Source organism: Paenibacillus rhizolycopersici, assembly GCF_014947195.2.
In the GTDB taxonomy this organism is placed as follows: domain Bacteria; phylum Bacillota; class Bacilli; order Paenibacillales; family Paenibacillaceae; genus Fontibacillus; species Fontibacillus rhizolycopersici.
In genome coordinates, this window is record NZ_JADCNN020000004.1 from 173378 (window position 1) to 190903 (window position 17526).

The following is a 17526-nucleotide window of genomic DNA, read 5'->3' on the forward strand; positions in this document are numbered from 1 at the left end:
GATTAATAAGCTGTCCAGCCGGCGTCCGCGGTAATCGTGGTACCGTTGATAAAGCTTGAATCGTCGGAGGCCAAGAACAACGCTACTTTCGCGATATCCTCAGGTTTTCCAAGGCCTGGGTTGATGCCCATCCCCACTTGAGCCCGTTCCATGCCAAACGGATTGACCGCCGTGAGCGTCGCACCGATATTCGTTTCCACCGCCCCCGGGGCAATTGCATTGCAGCGAATCCCGAGCGTGGCGTACTGGAAGCCAACGTTCTTCGTCAATCCAACAACCGCGTGTTTAGAGGCGGTATAAGCCGCTCCTGCCCGGGAGCCGAACAAACCGCCGGCTGAAGCGATGTTCACGATAACCCCTGCTTTTTTCTCTGTAAAAATCGGAAGTGTCTTGCGAATCGTCCGCATCGGACCTGTCGTATTCACGGCGAAGACCTTGTCCCACAAGGCATCCGTGATATCGGCGGCAGGAACGAAGTTATCCATAATGCCCGCGTTGTTAACCAGGATGTCCACCGTACCAAAGCGGCTCACGGTACTGTCGATCAAACGCTGTACGTCTTCTTCTGAGGCAACGTTGGCCGCGATCGCGATTGCTACTCCGCCTTTGCTCTCAATTCCCTCCACCACTTTGCTGGCATGCTCCAGGTTGAGGTCAGAAACAACCACTTGGGCGCCTTCAGCCGCAAACAACTCGGCGATCGCTTTCCCCATCCCCGAAGCTGCCCCGGTGACAACCGCTACTTTCCCATTTAACTTCATATCATTTATCCCTCCGCTTTTATGATAAAATGTACATATGTTGATTAATAATCATCTGTAATTCAAGTATAAAAATCACAGTAAACGCTTGCAATCAGCAAATTACGCTGCTTTGTTGATTAATGGACAAGCTTGACCTTTTTGTTTACGAAACTTAGGAAAGAGGGTGTAACGATGCCCCGGACCACGTCAAAAATGGACCCGAGAATCCTGCGAAGCAAATCAGCGCTGCGCACCGCCTTGCTTCAGTTGATGGCGCAGCAACCGTTTCACGCGATCACGATTACGGATATCGTTAGGCAAGCCGGTTATAACCGCGGGACGTTCTATGCGAATTATGGGACAAAAGAGGAATTATTAAACGATATGATCGAAGATAAAATCCAGGATCTGCTTCTTGCCTTCCGGGCGCCGTATGAGAAGATCGATGTATTTTATCCGCATGAGCTCCATGCGCATTCCGTGATGATTTTCGATCACGTTGCCCGGAACGCCGATTTTTATACCGTGCTGACCCACAGCGAGGTTCTTCCGGCACTCCGCGAGAAAATCTTGGTGTCTCTAAAGCAAATCATCATGGAGGACCTGCGATGCGAAAGCTGCGAGACTAAAGTGATCGACACGGAACTGATGGTCATCTATTCGCTGCATGCGTTGCTCGGGTTGATTTTTCATTGGATCGAAAGTGGATTTGTCCACTCCCCATTGTACATGCAGGAGCAACTGGTACGGATTCTTCACCAGCAATCCGGCGTAAAACTGGAGGTTAAGAGCAAGCATTAAACAAGAGCCTGCCGGATTGTCGGCAGGCTCTCTTGCGCTATCGTGGCTGATGACTGATGACTAAAACAGCAACCTCTTATGAGCTTAGCTTGGCCGCTTTCAGTTTGGCCAATTCGGCCTGCACTTCATCCTGTTCCGACCAATCGGCCAAGCGAAGCCCGTCTTGATCCACCGATCGTACAGCCGATACCTCAGCCTCTAACCGCATTACTTTTTGCTCCATGCGATCAAATCCGCGAATAATTTTCCCGGTGTCTCCTGCCGTTATACTTGCGTTCGTTGCCCGCAGCGCAGTCATGGCATTTTTGCGTGCAAGGAGGAACGTTAGCTTGTTACTGAGGTCCTTATGCAGCTCTACCAATCGGCCAATTTCGCCCTGCAGGGCTGCCGTTTGTTTCCGAATGACCTCGCGTTGCTCCAGGTACGTCTGCTGCAGCTTCTCCTGATGCAGCTTTTCCTGAATCGCCAGCTTCGCAATGTCATCCTGATCGCGATCGACCGCCAATCCGGCTTGACGGGTGCGTTTCTCAATCACTTGTCCGGTTTGGGCAACCAGCAGATCATAATGCTGCTCGGCAGCAAGCTGGTTTCTTAAAGCTAGGCGGGCATGATCGATCTGATCCTCTAGCTGCCGGATATAATATTTAGCCATGCTGACCGGATCCTCCATACGATCCAGCAGATGGTGCGTATCCGCCGCCGCCATGTCTTTCATTCTTCCGAAAATCCCCATATTATTCTTCCTCCTTATATTGATTGCGTTCCCATTCATCCAGGAATCGGCCTCGGTGATGACCGATATCGATCGGATACGGAATCACCATAGACTCTTGCGGAATTGCATTCTGTTGATGGTTTGTCCATTTTCGGTACAAGAAGTAACCCAAGATGACAACGATCAAACCCCACAATGGGGTTAGCAAGCTCATTGCGCTAATGACGGCGAACCCAGCACCCGCCCATTTCAGCATCCCGCTTGCTTTAACAAACAACGCGGTACCGCCGATCCATGCAGCCAATTGTAACAGACTCAGCCATAACGGCTTGGCGCTCGCCTCCGTCCGGCTGTCCGATTGCATCATCATCGGCATCCCATGTTGTTCGTAGCGAAAGGAATCCTGCCACGCTTGATGGTGACCCATGTGGGCACTGGCCGTCGTCACGCCGAACAGTTGGGTGCAAATGATGGCCGTAAAAAGGACAACCGCCATAACGGCTATCCCAGCCGTGATGGAAGATCGTTTCACGACACTCACCTCCTTCCTCGGATGTCTTTGTCTTGATGAGATGAGCTTAACGCGCGAACCTTTAATGAAACTTAACAAAAAGCATAAGCACAAAAAAAAAGCGAAACCACCACGTGGTTTCGCTTGAGCCCCTCTTTAAGCCTGTTCCCCGTTTTCGATCACGGCGGCCAGCAAAGCGAGAGTTAATCCCTGCCCCCAACCCTGCGCCCATTTTCGATCGATGTGAAGATAACCTTCGATATCCTTCATCACGGCGGTCCCGCCGGATACGTTCAGAACCCGCCCGTTATCGGCGATGTTCGCCAAAACCCCGTCCAACGCCCTCTGTACATATTTGGCGTGCAGCGGATTGCCTTGGGTGATCATCGCCGCCGCGATCCCCGCCGTAGCGGACACTTCGCCGTAAGCGTTCGGGTAATCGAGCACGGTGCCCCACAAGCCGTCTTCATGCTGCAGCTTCTTCATCGCGGCTAACTGGTCGCGCAAGGAGCTCCAAAGATGCATCATCGGCGGATACAAATAGGCCTCCGGCAATCCCTTGGCCGCGCGGGCCATCGTGTAAGCCGCCCAGGCGTTGGCACGCCCCCAGTAAATGCCGGACATATGATCTTGGTTGAGGTGATTGTACCCGTGATACCACAGGCCCGTGTCTTCGCTCTGCAAATAGTTGATATGCCAGTAGAACTGATGGAGCGCATCGTCGATCCAAGGCTTCTCGCCTAACATCACCCCGGTGCGGAGCATGAAATACGCCGCCATAAACAACGTATCCGCCCAGCATTGCTCGGGAAAATCATTCCCCGCCGACACCGTATGCTGCAGAACCCGGTCCCCGAACCGCGGGGCCTGGTTCTGCAGATAATCGATTTTGCTCAGGATCAGGTCGAGATATTTCTGCTCCTTCGTTTGTTCATACAGCGTGAGCAACATATGTCCCATCGCGCAAGCATTTACCGTCCAGACCGGGAGCCCAGCCTCGATGTACTCCTCGCACCATTGAACCATCCGCTCCACATAGGCCGGTTCCCCGGTCGCTTCAAACGCCCGGCTGATCCCGTAATAAGCCACGCCGCATGGCCAATCCCAGGTCAGATCCATCCCGAAAGTATACTCCGCAACGCGTTCGATAATCGGCTTCAGTTCGGAAGGGGCCGTGTTCAGCTTCAACATCTCTCCATCCTCCTCGCCCTGGACTCTATTTGTAGTTCCCGGCATCGATTGCTTCTTGCTTCTCGTCGAGAACTTCCTGATACCCCGCATCTAGATACGTTTTCTTGGCCGCTTCGTACGTAGCGTCGAACTCGCTCTCCGACGCAATCGCGATCTTGACATACAACTCCTGGAACAGCGAATTCAGATCGGCCTTATATTCATTCACTTTCTCGAGCACCACACTGTACAGGGCATCCGGCGTACGGAATTCCGCATACTTGTCGTAGAAAGCCAAGGAGTCTTTAGCCAAATTCTCATATCCCGGTGGCGACATGCTGCGCAAATAGGCTTCCCGCATTTTCTTCGGATCATCGTATTTCACGGTTTCGACAACGAGGCACCAGTAGTCCTTGTTGTTGTTCTGAGAGAGGACGGAATCTCCTTTAAAATCCGCGTTTTTCACGGCGATGCCATCGGCATCCAGCGTATAGTTCTCGCCCTCAACCCCGTTTTGCAGGAAGAACAGATTCTCCGGCTGACTCATCCATTCCAGGTACATCCACACGGCAGCGCGTTCCATCTCGCTGGACTCATAATTGATGCCCATGATCATCCCGAAGGGCCAGTAAGCGCGTCCCTGCGGCTTCCGCCCCTCCGGCACGCCGGCTTGAGCATCCAGCACAGCAAATTCCGCATCCGGATTGTTCTTCAGCGTCGAGGTGATCACGTCGGTATTGCTGGAGAGATAGAAGCTAAAGGTCCCGGTTTTGCCTGCCACAAATTCTGCCTTGGCCTTGTTCTCATCATCGCGCAGATAAAATTCCTTATCGATCAAGCCGTTGTTATATTGATAGTTCAGGTTACGCAGGTAACGCTCGGTATCAGCGGTAGTCAGATCCGCCACGCCTAAGTCGGAATACAACGCGCGGTATTTCTCGTCGATCGGCCAGTCGCGGAACGCATAATTAAATGTGTAGTTGTTCTTTTTTAACGTTTCGCCGCCGGCACCCAATCCCGCTTCCTTCCACTTGGCCAGCAGCTCGTTATATTTCTCCAGGGAGGTGAGATCCTCCATCTTCATGCCCACCTTCTCCACCCAATCCTTGCGGATCAGCGTCGTGAAGCTGTCCAGGCTTGGACGCTCGCCGAAGAAAAACACGTTTTTCTTGTCGACCGCCCCATACTGTTTAATGGTGTCCCCCATCGTTTTCCAATAGGTCGGTGCGTAATGGGCAATTTCGTCCAAATCCAGCTCCTGCATCACGCCTTCCCCATAGTAGGCCAAAGCCTGAGGCATATCATAATGGTAAATAATATCCGGTGCCTTATGCGATGCCAACAGTTGTTCATAATCCGTCACCTCATTGCTGCGGGTGATCGGGATGAACTTCACGGTGACGTTATGCTTGTCGCCAAATTCCTGCTGAATCCAGCGCGTGTAGTAGTTATCGGTGACATTCCAGCCCTCGAAAGCCCTTTCATAAACAGGAAGCTCAAGCGTGACCTTCTCAGGAAAACCGGCCGAATAGTCAACGTACTTACCGTCCGCGCTCTGATTCGCGGAAGGGCTCGACTCGTCCGAGCCCTTGTTCGAATTGGCGTTCTTGCCGCTTCCGCCCGTACAACCTGACAATAAACCTACAATGATCATCGAAACCAGGATCCAGGTAAACTTTTTGCCCATTTCTCGATTCCCCCTAATCGATAATAACTACTCCTTGACGGCCCCAAGCATGACCCCCTGAACGAAATACTTCTGGATAAATGGATACACGCACAGAATAGGCAGAGTGGCAAATACAACGCACGAGGCCTTCAACACCTCGGGATTGCTTAGCGAAACCTGCGTGGCTTCCAGTTGAAAGCTTTCGCTCGCCTGAATGACCAGATAATACAATTTCAGTTGGAGCGGCCGTAAGTCCACTCTTTGCTTAATGTAAAATAACGCATCTTGATACGCATTCCAGCGTCCGACCGCATAAAACAGCGACAACGTCGCCAGAATCGGCTTGGAGAGCGGGAGTACGATGCTCCACAAGATCCGGAAATGCCCCGCACCGTCGATCCGCGCCGATTCCTCGAGACTAACCGGGATGCTGCTGGAGATCGCCGTCTTCATGATCAGCAGGTTGAACGCGCTGAACGCCTGCGGCAGAATAAGCGCCGACCATGTATCCAGCATACCGAGATTGCTGATCAACATGTACTCGGGAATGATCCCGCCGGTGAAATACAAAGTAAACATAAAGAGGAACGTCAGCGTGGTTCGGCCCTTCAATTGCTTGCGAGACAGCGGATATGCCGCACAGATCGTGATGATCATGCCGAGTACGGTGAACAGAATCGTGACCACCACCGACACGTACAAAGAGCGCAGAATACTGGCATCGGCGAAAATTTTGCTGTACGCCCCCAATGTAAACCCTTCCGGCCACAGAAACACCTTGTTCGCAATGACAAACGCATCATCGCTTAACGATTTGGCGATGACGTGAAGAAACGGCAGCAAGCATACGAGCGAGGCGAGGATCAGCGCGAGATGAATCAGGACGTCCCAGACGTCGTAGCGATGTTTGCGGCGGAGTCGCAGCGTGTTTACGGATGCTTTCATGGTTCGCCTCCTTTCTTAGAGCAGCCCGTCTTCGCCTAGTTTCTTAGCCACCCGGTCGGCCAGCAGGACGAGTACCAGCCCGATCACGGACTGGAAGAGCCCTAACGCCGTAGCACGGCTAAAGTTCCCGCTCTCGATCCCCCAGCGGTACACCAGAACGGGAATCGTCGTCGTGAATTCGGTGGTCGCTTTATTTTGCAGGGCAAAAATCCGTTCGAACGAGCCTTCCATCACCCGGCCTAAATTCATGATGAGCAGCGTCACGATCGTCGCGCGAATCGAAGGCAGCGTCACGTTCCACACCTTCCGCCACCTTCCGGCCCCGTCCACGGTCGCCGCCTCGTACAACTCCGGGTTAATGCCGCTCATGGAAGCCAGGTAGATGATCGTTCCCCAGCCCATGCTTTGCCAGATGCCGATCGCAAGATAACTGACCAACCAGTTGTTGTCCTCTTGCAAGAACGGGATCCGCGTGCCGCCCATCATTGCGATCAAGTTGTTGATGACTCCATTGCTTTCGCTCAACAGCTGATAAGCGATCGCTCCTATAATGATCCAGGAGAGGAAGTGCGGCAAATAGAGCAGGGTCTGGTTGATCCGTTTGAACTTGACGTTCTTGATCTCATTGAGCAGGATGGCGAGCAGGACGGGAATCGTGAAGCTAAAGACCAGGTCGAGACTATTCAGCAAAAGCGTATTGCGGACGGCGCGGCCGAAATCATGTTTGGCGAAAATCTCGGCAAACACCTCGAACCCCACCCATTCGCTGCCCCAGAACCCGCGGGCGATTTTGTAATCCTTAAAGGCAAGCACGAGTCCTGACATCGGCGCGTATTTGAACACCAATACAAAGGACAAAGGGATCAATAACAGGAGATAAAGTTCCCAGTCCCGCCGGAAATGGAATGCAGCCCCCCGACCTAACGCCGGGTCATTTCTGAATTTGGGCTTCGATTTTGAAGCGCTTTCAACTTTCACAACATTCACCTCCTCCACAGTCTGGCCTGTCTCGGTTCCATCACGGTTGTTTCAGCGATGACGAGTTTGTGTCACATCATACCCCCACGTTTAATCCGCCGTAAATCATGAGTTTTGATCTTCCTTATCACTTTTGATCGTTCCCCTTGCAGTAATGGCGATTGCCGGACTTTATGATCAAATCTGAAGGGTTGAAGCAAAAATGGAGCCGCCTCCTTCGGCTAACCCGAAGCAAAGCAGCTCCCACGAAATTTAACCCGAGCTCCGCAGCTTGCTAGCCTTGTAACTACTCGGCGGCATCCCTTCATACTTTCGAAAAAACCGATTGAAACTCTGAATGTTCACGTAACCGACCTCCGCTGCAATCTGTTTCACCGTCATCCCGGATTCCAGAAGCAGCCCCTTGGCTTTCTCGATCCGCCGCAGGTTCATATAATCGATCAAACTGGTTCCTGTCATTTCGAACACGATTTTGCGCATGTAAGAGTAACTGATCCCAATTTCCTTAGCCATGTCCTCAAAGACGATTTCTTCGCAGTAATGCGCATCCAGATAACGGAGGATTCGTTCCCCGTGCCCGGGTTCACTCTCGGGTCTACGCGCAAGGTACTGGAGAATATCGCGGTAGAACTCACGCATATAGTGATCCAACTCATCCAATGTGTCGATGGAGGCGATAGCGGAATAAATGTTGCCCCGACCGGCGAATATCCGCGTAGGATTCATCTGATTTTCCCGCAGTTCCTTGATCGTGACACCAACCAACTGGTGATAAATAAACATGATATTGTCGTAGGAAATAGAGGGTGCGGATTGGATTTCTACGCGGATCACAGTCAATTCCTCTAAGAGGCGCTCAAGGTTCCCCGCCTGTAGGAAATTCAGAATTCGCCTCTCGCTATCTACAGGATAAAGATAAGGCTTGCCGCGTTCCTCTTCCTCGCTCCAGAAGGAGATCCCGCCGCCTCCGTCAACCATCCGCTGCTTAATGACCTCCATGGCCTCCGCCGCGCGATCTTGAAGACCGGCGTTTTTCTCCGTCCGGCTGCTGACCCCAACGGTTACCGTATGGCCAAGCAAATCCCCCGCATATTGACTCAACGCCTCAAGCGCTGACTTAATTCCTTCGTAATCGCGATCTACCTCCTCCTGCCCGAAGTTGATCACGACGGCAAAGCAGCCCTCACCTTGATAAACGCATCTCGCAACAACTCCGGGAGGGAATAAGGTCTCGCCATGCGTCACGATTAGATATCGGTGGTAGCTTCGGGTTTCCGGGTTCGTCATGTCCGCGTAACTTCGGTAACGGTCGATCGAAAGGACGCCAACCAAACTATAGGGTTCAGGAAACAGCTCCGTCGCCGGCTGGACCTCTTCCCCTCGCAGCAAACGGTGAACCGCCAAACTGCGGACATCCTGCTCCCGTTCCTGAAGCAGCTTATAGAGCTGCTCCTCTTCCTCCTGCATTCGTTTAAATACGGCATCGAGGAAGGTCAATTCATTTTTGTCCGCTACTCCTCGGCTGCCACTGGACCTAACGGTCCGGACCAGCCTTCGCAACGGCTTGGATAGCCAGGTCGCGAGAAACACCGTCAATACGGATCCGGCAAAGATCACGGCAGCCGTCAGCCAAACGATATTATGCTGCAGCTTGTTCGTTTTGGCCATCAACGCATCCATGGAATAAACGTTTACGTTCCACCATCCGAATAAATCTGAACGGGACCAGGTGTACAAAAGCCGCTCGCCATGAAGCTCATGAAAGGAATAACCTTCCCGCGCCTGGCTTTCTAAGATCTCTTGCATGTTCGGTTGCTTGGTTCCGTCGGTAAACAGCACCGCCTTGTCATTGTGCGAAATGATCAACCCATCCGCTTGCATAAGCAGATAGCCGTGGTCGGCCGGCTCGGCGGATCGCAAATATTCTCCGATTTGGCTTTCCCGCAGGTTGACCACGATCGTCCCGCGTGTCGTCGTTGATAACCGGTTCAGGGGCAACACGTAGGAGATCACGGTTTCTCCCGAGCTCAACCTCCGAGGTACCCACACGCCGCTAATCCCTCGTCGTCCCTCCAGAACCTTCTCCATCCAACCGATCGGTTCATACCGGTCCGTAGTCGTAATGCCTTTGTCGGTCGAAATCACATAATCCGCACCGCTTAAGTAAAAGAAAGAGGAGTACACCCCGTTCACCCGGTTGTTCAAGTTCACCAGTTCCCGAAGCACCGTCAATGCCTGGCTCACATGATTGTAATCCTCTTGCAGCTCTCGGTAATTCTCAAATGGACGGATGCGGTCAAAGACCCTGCTTGCCGTGAGCCTTACTGTATCCTGAGCCAGGTTATTCAGCGCATTTTCGTTCAACCTTCGGTTCGCGTCTAATCCCGCCAAGGAAGATTCCGCAATCGCCTTCTCGGAGTACCGCAAGATTTGCGTACCGCTGAACAACGTCAGAATAATCGCGGGAACCGCCATGACGCAGAACAGGATGACTGCCAATTGAAGCATCATTGGAATCCGTTTCATCTTCCCTTTCATCCCCTCCGAAATGGGCTTTCCGCAGCAGATTTCTGGGTGACTGATCTAAAGCGCTTACATAGCACACTTGGATAAATTATACATCAGTGCCAAGTCAGGGTCTATTTCTATCATTTTAAATTTTCACAATTCGATAAACGCAAAAAAGCCCGAACCTAATAGGTACGGGCTTAGCAACTCCGAACTCCGGGCTTCACTCCTCGTCCATGCGGGTGTTCGCTCCAGCGGTCCAGGCGCTGCCGGCCACCAGCTTATCGCGATACTCCTGAGGAGACACGCCCTCCAGCTCTTTGAAAACACGGGAGAAATGACGGGTATTCTCGAATCCGACGGCATTGCTGATTTCCGACAGCTTAAGCGAACCCTTTCCGACCAATTCCTTCGCTTTTCGGATTCTTACTTTTTTCAGATAGGTCACAAAGCTTTCGCCGGTATACGCCTTAAACGCTTCGCTGAAATAGGAGTAATTCAGCGATACATGGTTGCTGACGATTGCCATATTCAGTTGACGGTGGTAATGGTTTTCGATATACGCCACCGCTTCTTTCATATCTCCGTGCTCACTATGGGCGGATCGAACTTCCTTGATATATTCGTCGAGGTCTGAGAGCAGCTGTTCCAGCGATCGAAAATAGTCGTGAAAATGGCAGAAGTTCGACATATCCCCCACTTTGCGGTAGAGCTTCAGCACGTCGACGGAAGCTTCGCCATATACGCGAAACACTTCATCCAGCACCTGTTCGTTCATATGCCGGCTGACCGCCTCCAGGTACGACATATCCAACTCCGGCAGTTGGTCAACCCGGAAGATCTCATGCAGGAGCGAGCCGATTTCTTTTTCCCGATTCGTACCTAGGATATTCCCAAGCTTGCGGATGGTCTCCCTCGGAACAGGATAAGACAACCGCTTCATCTGCAATTCCTCATACCAGATCAATCGAGTCTTCGGATAAATAAAAGTATATTTCAACGACTCACAAGCCTGGCGATAGCATAGGGCCAGATCCGTGAGCCGGCTTCCTTCTTCGCTCACGCCGATCAACATCCCGTCAAGATCCCGTTCCGCCGCCAGCAGCGAAAGTTCCTCAAACTTGCTGCGTGGACCCCCGACTAAAATCATTCGCCCCTCGCGATCCAACAAGGAAGCGTTGAGTACGCCGTCCACACTTTCGAACATATGCAGAACAAGTGACTTTAAATCCTCTTTCTTCATGCGGCTCCCATCCACGTTTTTGTAGGTCAAAGCCGCGATCGTAAAGGGGAATGCATATTGATCGAAACCGATTTCGGAACTCCAGATGCTAAGGTCCGCCCCGGCCAGCTCCTGCTGCGTCTGCAGGAGCTCCTGCAGACGCACCGATTGAACCTGCAACCGATAGCTCTCCGTAGCGGCTAATTGCTCAACCATGTGCGAGCGTTTCGCCAGATTATCCTGACACTTTCGCAGCGCCGCGAACAGTTCATCCCGGCGGATCGGCTTCAAGAGATAGTCGACGGCCTGATACCGGATGGCTGCTTTGGCATACCTGAAGTCTTCATAACCGCTTAGAATAATAATTTGCGGCCGACCGGCCTGCCCTTCCGGCTGCGGACCTTCCGACACATTCTCAATCAAAGCGATTCCATCCATGATGGGCATCCGGATATCCGTTATGATGATGTCTGCACCTTGGGTCCGGTATAGCTCGAGGGCTTCCGCCCCATGAGCTGCCGTAGTGAGATCGTATTGGCCCGGGAATTCACGTTCAATCATAGTCTTCAGACCAAACCGAATATTCTTCTCGTCATCCACGATCAATAGTTTTGTCATCTGTGCCAACCCTCCCTGTTAACAGCACCTTCGGCATGATCATCACAACTTGGGTGTACTGTCCTTGCTCGCTGAAAAGCTTCAGACCGTACTGTTTTCCGTAATATAAACGTATGCGCTCTTGAACATTTCGAAGGCCAATACCGTAATGATTCGACGGTGCAAAATTTCCTGGAATCTTATCTGTCAAACCAACTCGGTCTAATTCCTGGTTCAATTCAAGCAGCGAGGTTTCATCGACCCCTCTTCCGTTGTCCGTTACTACGATTCGGATATCGCTTTGCGGCAATTCCAGAACCTGAATCGAGATGTTTCGCGCTCCCGTTTCATCCCCGGTCCAAGCATGCTTCACTGCGTTTTCGATGATCGGTTGAAGCGACATCTTGAGCATCTCCATATCCAGAAGATCATTTGAGATATCCAACTTCAGCTCAATCGGTTCATCAAAGCGAATATTCATCACTTCGATATAGTTTTCGATATGGCGGATTTCATCGCGCAGTTTCACGTATTCCCCGGACCATTTGAAGTTATACCGCATCATTCCCCCGAGGGAAGTCAGCGCATCGGAAATTTGCCGTTGGTTTTCGATTTCAGCCAGCATTTTGATGTTCTCTAACGTATTATACAAAAAGTGAGCATCAATTTGGTTATGAAGGGTTCGCAGCTCCGCTTCCTTCGTGAGCGCTTCCTTGTAAACGGCCTGGGCCACCAGCGTATTGATCGTGTTCATCAGCTTGGAGAAATGATGCGCCAGTTCTCCGACCTCGCCCCCACCGTGGATCGTGATACCGCTGTAGGTCTCCCCACGCCGCACCTTCTTCATTTCTTCCGTAAGCACACGAAGATTCTTCAGAATAAACGCATTAAGAATATAAGCAATGACAGTAACCAACGTAATAAACCCAATATTGGCTCCGATCAAAATATTGCGCATATGTGAAATTTCCTTAAGCACGCCGTCCATGGACACGATATTCAACAGATCCGCATTGATCCGCTCAATGGGCTTGTGCAGCAGCAGAAATGATTTTCCGTTCTCTTTGTAATAAATATCCCAAACCCCGGTTTCTTTATAACGCATCAATCGCTCCCGGATCGCTTGCTCCAATTCCGGATTCGTACGAAGATACGAGCTTGGGTCGCGGGTAAAAATCTGGGCTTCACTATCCACAAGCAGCATTTGCGATTCGCCGTTCTGGAAGGTGGAATAGGTTCTTGGGCTGAATTTTTCCAGCAACATGTCGACCTGAACCATCCCGACGTGATGGTTTGTCGGAATGCTCATTTCTCGAAGCAAGGACACCTTTGGCGTTGCCGCTGGGGTTTGCCCTTTGTAGCGTTGCATCAAATCGGGATCATTGTATTGAAAAGACCAGGATTCCGTTCCTTTCATTTCCTTCGCTTTTTGAAACCACGGCTCACTCGCTACACGGGTTTCCCGGAAGAAAATCGGCCAAATTTCGGTGATGTTACTGCTTGAGAAGAGCCGCAGATGCTCCACATTCGGGTTTAAGTACTGGATTCGCGTTAAGCTTTTAAACGTATAGTAGCTGAAATTGACGAGTTCACGAGCACCTGTCTCGCTCGCATTCGCTAGATAATCCTGTACTTCCAGATCGTCGTAGGAGACTTGCGCTGCCCGCGCCATCGACTCAATCTGGGTATCGATATGCTGGATTTCCATCTCCAGCAACGAGGTATTCTTGTCCTCGGCATCACGGACATACATGTTATTGATGGCTTGATACGAATAAAAGGACACCAACGAACTGGGTCCTAAAATAATGAAAATATAAGAAGCAATCAGGCGGCTCTGAAGTGAGCGGCGCCCAAACCAATATTTAAACGAATCCCACCATGCTGCCCAGGGCTTCCTTCTCTCCATATGCCGCGCGACTCCTTTTTATAAACGCCCAAAAGCCCGCGATTCGCGGGCATTTTTTGGGCAGAACGAGGATTATTCCATGCCAAGTTTCTTCTTGTTCTCTTCATACTTAGTTTGCTGGAACGCCTGCACTTTGGCAAGTCCCAGATCTTCTTGTTTCTTGATGTAATCGGACCAGATCTTATCGAATTCGGCATCAGACGGTGCCATCAGCAACTTCGGAAGCGTCTTGCTGCGCAGATCCTTAATCTTGCTCAGGATAATGCCTTCATCCGAGTTGGCCAATGGATCGATCAAGTCAAATTCGGAGACACTGACGGTTTTACCGCGAGTCCAGTCTTCCAATTGTTTGTACGGTTCAACCGATTCAGGCTGCCATTGCTGGGTGATGTTGGTGTTCTGCATCATCCAGAAGGTAAAGGAGGAGCCGTATTGTTTGTCGAATGCAGCCCGGTCTTTATTCATAAGATCAAAGGCTTCCGGTTTGAATTGGTCTTTGCCGTCAATCGTGTCATAGCTGACGCCTTTTTCACCGAGGTAAAGGTCTTTTTGACCTTCTTCACTCATCAGGTAGCTCAGGAATTTAATGGCACGAGCTTTATCCTTCACATCTTTAGAGATCAATGTTACCGTCCAACCGGAAATCGAAGGACCGTTCAAAGTAGGCGGATCCAGTTTGGAGTTCGCCGGACCGTCAACCGCGATGTAAATCTTGTTTGGATCTTGTTGGTACAGAGTACCCAATTGCGCTGCAAAGTCGGTGCGTTGGTACAGCATCGCGAAGTAACGTCCTTGCGCGATCTTCTCTTCCATTTGAGCGCGTTTGTCGATGAAGATATCCTTCGCCAGCAAGCCATCTTCGTTGGCTTTGCGCAGCGTTTTCAACCACGTTACATATTCCGGATCGGTTTCACGGTTGTACAGCTTGCCGTCTTTTTGTCTCGGAATTGCCAGGAAGTTCTGCAGATATTGTTCCAAGGAGTCATTACCGACAGCTGTAAATTCATGCAGACCCAACGGAATCAGCGGTTGACCGTTGATTTCAGGGAATTTCTCTTGAGCTGCTTTCAGAGCAGCCACGAAGCCTTCCGGTGTACGCATATCAGGGCTGCCGATGGCTTCATAAATATCTTTACGTACGACGAAGGTTTGGTTGGATACATACGTATCGCCGTATTGCTCATAGTCTTTAGGGGACGAGGAAGAGTTCGGATAACCGTATACATTCCCGTCTGGCTGCGTGTACCAGCCCAGTTTGTCTGGGTCAGCGATTTTGAAGAAGTAAGGATCATATTGTTCCGCCAATTTGTTCAGCGGCTCAACAAGTCCACCTTCGATCATTTTCTTCACGCCGTCTTCATACCAGCCCAGCGTAATGAAATCAGGCAGCTTGCCGGATGCGATTAGCGTGTTCAGCTTTTCGTTTTCATTCCCGGCAGGAACGATGAAGTTGATGTTTACGCCCGTTTTCTTCGTTACATATTGGGAAGTCGGGTCAACCCCCCATTTATTCGGGAACCAGGCAAAGTTCAGGTACCAGTCGAAAGTGATTGGAGACGTATCGGATTTCCAACCTGGTTCATCAGCCGATGGTGTTGCGGCCGGCTCGGTCGATTCTTGCGAATTGGTGTTGGCAGGCTTGTTGTTAGCGCTTTCCTTACTCGCATTGCCATTACCGCCGCAAGCAGCCAGAGACAGGACCATGATGGCCGCCATCAGCAGCATCATCATTTTTTTGGACTTGCTTTTCATGCCCATGCTTTTTACCCCTTTTCTCATTTGGTGTGATTCCTTTTATGTGCAACTCCAAAGCCGCCGAGAAGCGGCTTGGAGGAGTTACCACGAACGTGGTGAGTCGGCCTAAATCGCTTCTTAGCCTTTGATCGAGCCGATCATCATCCCTTTAACGAAATAGCGTTGCAGGAACGGATAAGCGAACACGATCGGCAGGGTCGTTACGACCATCGTTGCCAGTTTGATCGATTGGGAAGTGACTGTCTTAGTCACCGCACTGCCCTGTACGGCCGTCGTCATGATGTTGGAACTGGACTGGGCCACAACCCGGTATAGAAACGTCTGGATCGGCTGCAGGTTCTCGTTGTTGACGTAAATAATCCCCGTAAAATAATCGTTCCATTGATAGACCCCGTGGAACAAGGCGATCGTTGCCAATACCGGCATTGAGACCGGGAGCACGACTCTCAAGAATACAACCCAATCGTTCGCTCCGTCGATCCGGGCCGCTTCCTCCAATCCATCGGGAATTTCCCGGAAGAAGGTCATGAAGATAATGAGGTCAAAAAAGCTGAACAGCACCGGAATAATGTAAACCATGAAATTATCAAGCATATGCAAATCCCGGATGAGCAGGAAGGTTGGAATCAGCCCCCCTGAGAAAATCATCGTGATTGTTCCCAATAGGATGTACAGCTTCCCTCCGATCAGCTCTCTGCGGGAGAAGGCGTAGGCGACCATCGAGGTAAAGAACACGTGCGCGACAACGCCAATGACGGTCTTGGCTACCGTAAGTCCCATCGCGGTCATAATGCCCGGATTATCAAATACCGCCTTGAAATTCTCGAGGCTGAAAATCCGAGGCCACCAGTAAATCCCCCCGAGCATGGCGTCCTTCCCGTCGTTAAACGCATTGATCAGGACGTACCAAATCGGATACAGCGTGACGAAGCAGATCAGCAGCATTCCCAAATTATTCAGTGTATCGAAGACGACTTCGCCTTTCGTTCTGCGGCTTAATGAAAACATGTGCAGGTCCCCCTTGGCCTAAAACAACGAAGTGTCGTTGAGTTTTTTGGATACTTGGTTGGCAATCAGCAGCAGGATGAGCGCTATGACGGACTTGAACAATCCGATCGCCGTAGAGAACGAGTACCGGCCCGAAGAAATCCCTGTATAGTAAACATAGTAATCTATAACATTACTTGCACTATCGTTCAAGGAGTTACGCAACACCAAAATCTGGTCGAAGTTAGAGTTCAGCACACCGCTGACCGCCAGGATGAACAAAATACTGATCGTAGCTTTGATTGCCGGAAGCGTAACGTACCACATTTGCTGGAACCTTCCGGCTCCGTCAATGGTGGCCGCTTCATACATTTCGGGCGAAATGCTCGTAATCGCCGCCAAGTAAATGATCGCGGACCATCCGAGCTCCTTCCAAATATCCGAAGTGATCACGATCGTCCAGAAATATTTCGGCTCAGCCAGGAAGGAAATCGGTTTATCAATAATGTGGAGCGCCATAAAAATATCATTGACGATACCCACGTCCGACAGCCAAGTTGCCAGGATCCCCCCCAGCACAACCCAGGACAGGAAGTGAGGCAAATAAGAAATCGTTTGGATCGCTTTCTTGTACCGAAGCGAACGAATCTCATTTAGGAATAAGGCGAATACGATCGGTAAAGGGAACATAAGCAGCTTCAGCAAACTGATCCCAAGCGTATTTTTCATGACATTGACGAAGTTCTCGTCCTGCAAAAATTCCTTGAAATGCGTGAGCCCAGCCCATGGGGCTTCTGAAATCGTTCGAATAATGTCGTAATCCTTAAAAGCGATGATGACACCATACATCGGAATGTAGTTGAAGATGATCATCCAAGCGATGCCGAGTAAGGCCATAATTTGAATATGTCTTTGCGTGTACAGTTTCTTCAGCCATTTCCGCCTCGATGAGGGCGGCGTTTCTATCTCTTGCATGGCTGCGGGTTGCGTTGACGGCTGCATTTCCATCCCCTCTG

Annotated in this window: 14 protein-coding genes; 1 reads left to right on the forward strand and 13 read right to left on the reverse strand. The window is 50.9% G+C overall.

Features of this window, described 5'->3' with window-relative positions; translation table 11 throughout:
- Positions 1–2: 2 nt before the first annotated feature.
- The gene (locus IM700_RS06245) at positions 3–761 is read right to left on the reverse strand and encodes an SDR family oxidoreductase (protein WP_193415074.1); all 759 of its coding nucleotides are present in this window, start codon (positions 759–761) and stop codon (positions 3–5) included.
- Between the two features lie 174 nt (positions 762–935).
- On the opposite strand from IM700_RS06245, the gene IM700_RS06250 reads away from it, so the two are divergent.
- Positions 936–1544: a TetR/AcrR family transcriptional regulator gene (locus IM700_RS06250; protein ID WP_193415073.1), complete on the forward strand. Its 609-nt coding sequence runs from the start codon at positions 936–938 to the stop codon at positions 1542–1544.
- Positions 1545–1620: 76 nt separating this feature from the next.
- Here the strand turns inward: IM700_RS06250 and IM700_RS06255 are convergent, their stop codons facing one another.
- From IM700_RS06255 to IM700_RS06310, 12 genes are all read right to left on the reverse strand, one after another.
- Positions 1621–2277 carry a PspA/IM30 family protein gene (locus IM700_RS06255; protein WP_167521173.1) on the reverse strand — a complete coding sequence of 219 codons (657 nt, stop codon included), beginning with the start codon at positions 2275–2277 and terminating at the stop codon, positions 1621–1623.
- A gap of 1 nt (position 2278) precedes the next feature.
- Entirely contained in the window at positions 2279–2791 is a 513-nt protein-coding gene (locus IM700_RS06260) for a hypothetical protein (RefSeq protein WP_193415072.1), read from the reverse strand.
- A gap of 135 nt (positions 2792–2926) precedes the next feature.
- Complete coding sequence (locus IM700_RS06265; protein WP_193415071.1) at positions 2927–3961, reverse strand: glycoside hydrolase family 88/105 protein; 1035 nt, start codon at positions 3959–3961, stop codon at positions 2927–2929.
- A 25-nt stretch (positions 3962–3986) separates the two neighbouring features.
- Positions 3987–5627, reverse strand: a complete 1641-nt coding sequence (locus tag IM700_RS06270) for an extracellular solute-binding protein (protein ID WP_193415070.1) — start codon at positions 5625–5627, stop codon at positions 3987–3989.
- 27 nt (positions 5628–5654) lie between these two features.
- Positions 5655–6554, reverse strand: coding sequence for a carbohydrate ABC transporter permease (locus tag IM700_RS06275; RefSeq protein ID WP_193415069.1), 900 nt, complete (start codon positions 6552–6554; stop codon positions 5655–5657).
- Positions 6555–6569: 15 nt separating this feature from the next.
- Positions 6570–7532, reverse strand: coding sequence for an ABC transporter permease subunit (locus tag IM700_RS06280; RefSeq protein ID WP_193415068.1), 963 nt, complete (start codon positions 7530–7532; stop codon positions 6570–6572).
- A 252-nt stretch (positions 7533–7784) separates the two neighbouring features.
- Complete coding sequence (locus IM700_RS06285) at positions 7785–10058, reverse strand: helix-turn-helix domain-containing protein (protein WP_193415067.1); 2274 nt, start codon at positions 10056–10058, stop codon at positions 7785–7787.
- A gap of 205 nt (positions 10059–10263) precedes the next feature.
- On the reverse strand, positions 10264–11880 hold the full coding sequence (locus tag IM700_RS06290) for a response regulator (RefSeq protein WP_193415066.1): 1617 nt from the start codon (positions 11878–11880) through the stop codon (positions 10264–10266).
- Entirely contained in the window at positions 11855–13768 is a 1914-nt protein-coding gene (locus IM700_RS06295) for a cache domain-containing sensor histidine kinase (RefSeq protein WP_193415065.1), read from the reverse strand. Before IM700_RS06295 ends, IM700_RS06290 begins: the two co-directional genes overlap by 26 nt.
- 72 nt (positions 13769–13840) lie before the next feature.
- Positions 13841–15526 (reverse strand): extracellular solute-binding protein, encoded by a 1686-nt coding sequence (locus IM700_RS06300; RefSeq protein WP_155605137.1) that lies wholly within the window; start codon positions 15524–15526, stop codon positions 13841–13843.
- 114 nt (positions 15527–15640) lie between these two features.
- Entirely contained in the window at positions 15641–16531 is an 891-nt protein-coding gene (locus tag IM700_RS06305; RefSeq protein ID WP_193415064.1) for a carbohydrate ABC transporter permease, read from the reverse strand.
- 18 nt (positions 16532–16549) lie between these two features.
- Entirely contained in the window at positions 16550–17518 is a 969-nt protein-coding gene (locus IM700_RS06310; protein ID WP_155605135.1) for an ABC transporter permease, read from the reverse strand.
- Positions 17519–17526: the final 8 nt, after the last annotated feature.

What these genes read in the sequence shown, in the direction of transcription:
- IM700_RS06245 (WP_193415074.1), bottom strand. Translation starts at nt 761, where the DNA reads ATGAAGTTAAATGGGAAAGTAGCGGTTGTCACCGGGGCAGCTTCGGGG.
- IM700_RS06250 (WP_193415073.1), top strand. Translation starts at nt 936, where the DNA reads ATGCCCCGGACCACGTCAAAAATGGACCCGAGAATCCTGCGAAGCAAA.
- IM700_RS06255 (WP_167521173.1), bottom strand. Translation starts at nt 2,277, where the DNA reads ATGGGGATTTTCGGAAGAATGAAAGACATGGCGGCGGCGGATACGCAC.
- IM700_RS06265 (WP_193415071.1), bottom strand. Translation starts at nt 3,961, where the DNA reads ATGTTGAAGCTGAACACGGCCCCTTCCGAACTGAAGCCGATTATCGAA.
- IM700_RS06270 (WP_193415070.1), bottom strand. Translation starts at nt 5,627, where the DNA reads ATGGGCAAAAAGTTTACCTGGATCCTGGTTTCGATGATCATTGTAGGT.
- IM700_RS06275 (WP_193415069.1), bottom strand. Translation starts at nt 6,554, where the DNA reads ATGAAAGCATCCGTAAACACGCTGCGACTCCGCCGCAAACATCGCTAC.
- IM700_RS06285 (WP_193415067.1), bottom strand. Translation starts at nt 10,058, where the DNA reads ATGAAACGGATTCCAATGATGCTTCAATTGGCAGTCATCCTGTTCTGC.
- IM700_RS06290 (WP_193415066.1), bottom strand. Translation starts at nt 11,880, where the DNA reads ATGACAAAACTATTGATCGTGGATGACGAGAAGAATATTCGGTTTGGT.
- IM700_RS06295 (WP_193415065.1), bottom strand. Translation starts at nt 13,768, where the DNA reads ATGGAGAGAAGGAAGCCCTGGGCAGCATGGTGGGATTCGTTTAAATAT.
- IM700_RS06300 (WP_155605137.1), bottom strand. Translation starts at nt 15,526, where the DNA reads ATGGGCATGAAAAGCAAGTCCAAAAAAATGATGATGCTGCTGATGGCG.
- IM700_RS06305 (WP_193415064.1), bottom strand. Translation starts at nt 16,531, where the DNA reads ATGTTTTCATTAAGCCGCAGAACGAAAGGCGAAGTCGTCTTCGATACA.
- IM700_RS06310 (WP_155605135.1), bottom strand. Translation starts at nt 17,518, where the DNA reads ATGGAAATGCAGCCGTCAACGCAACCCGCAGCCATGCAAGAGATAGAA.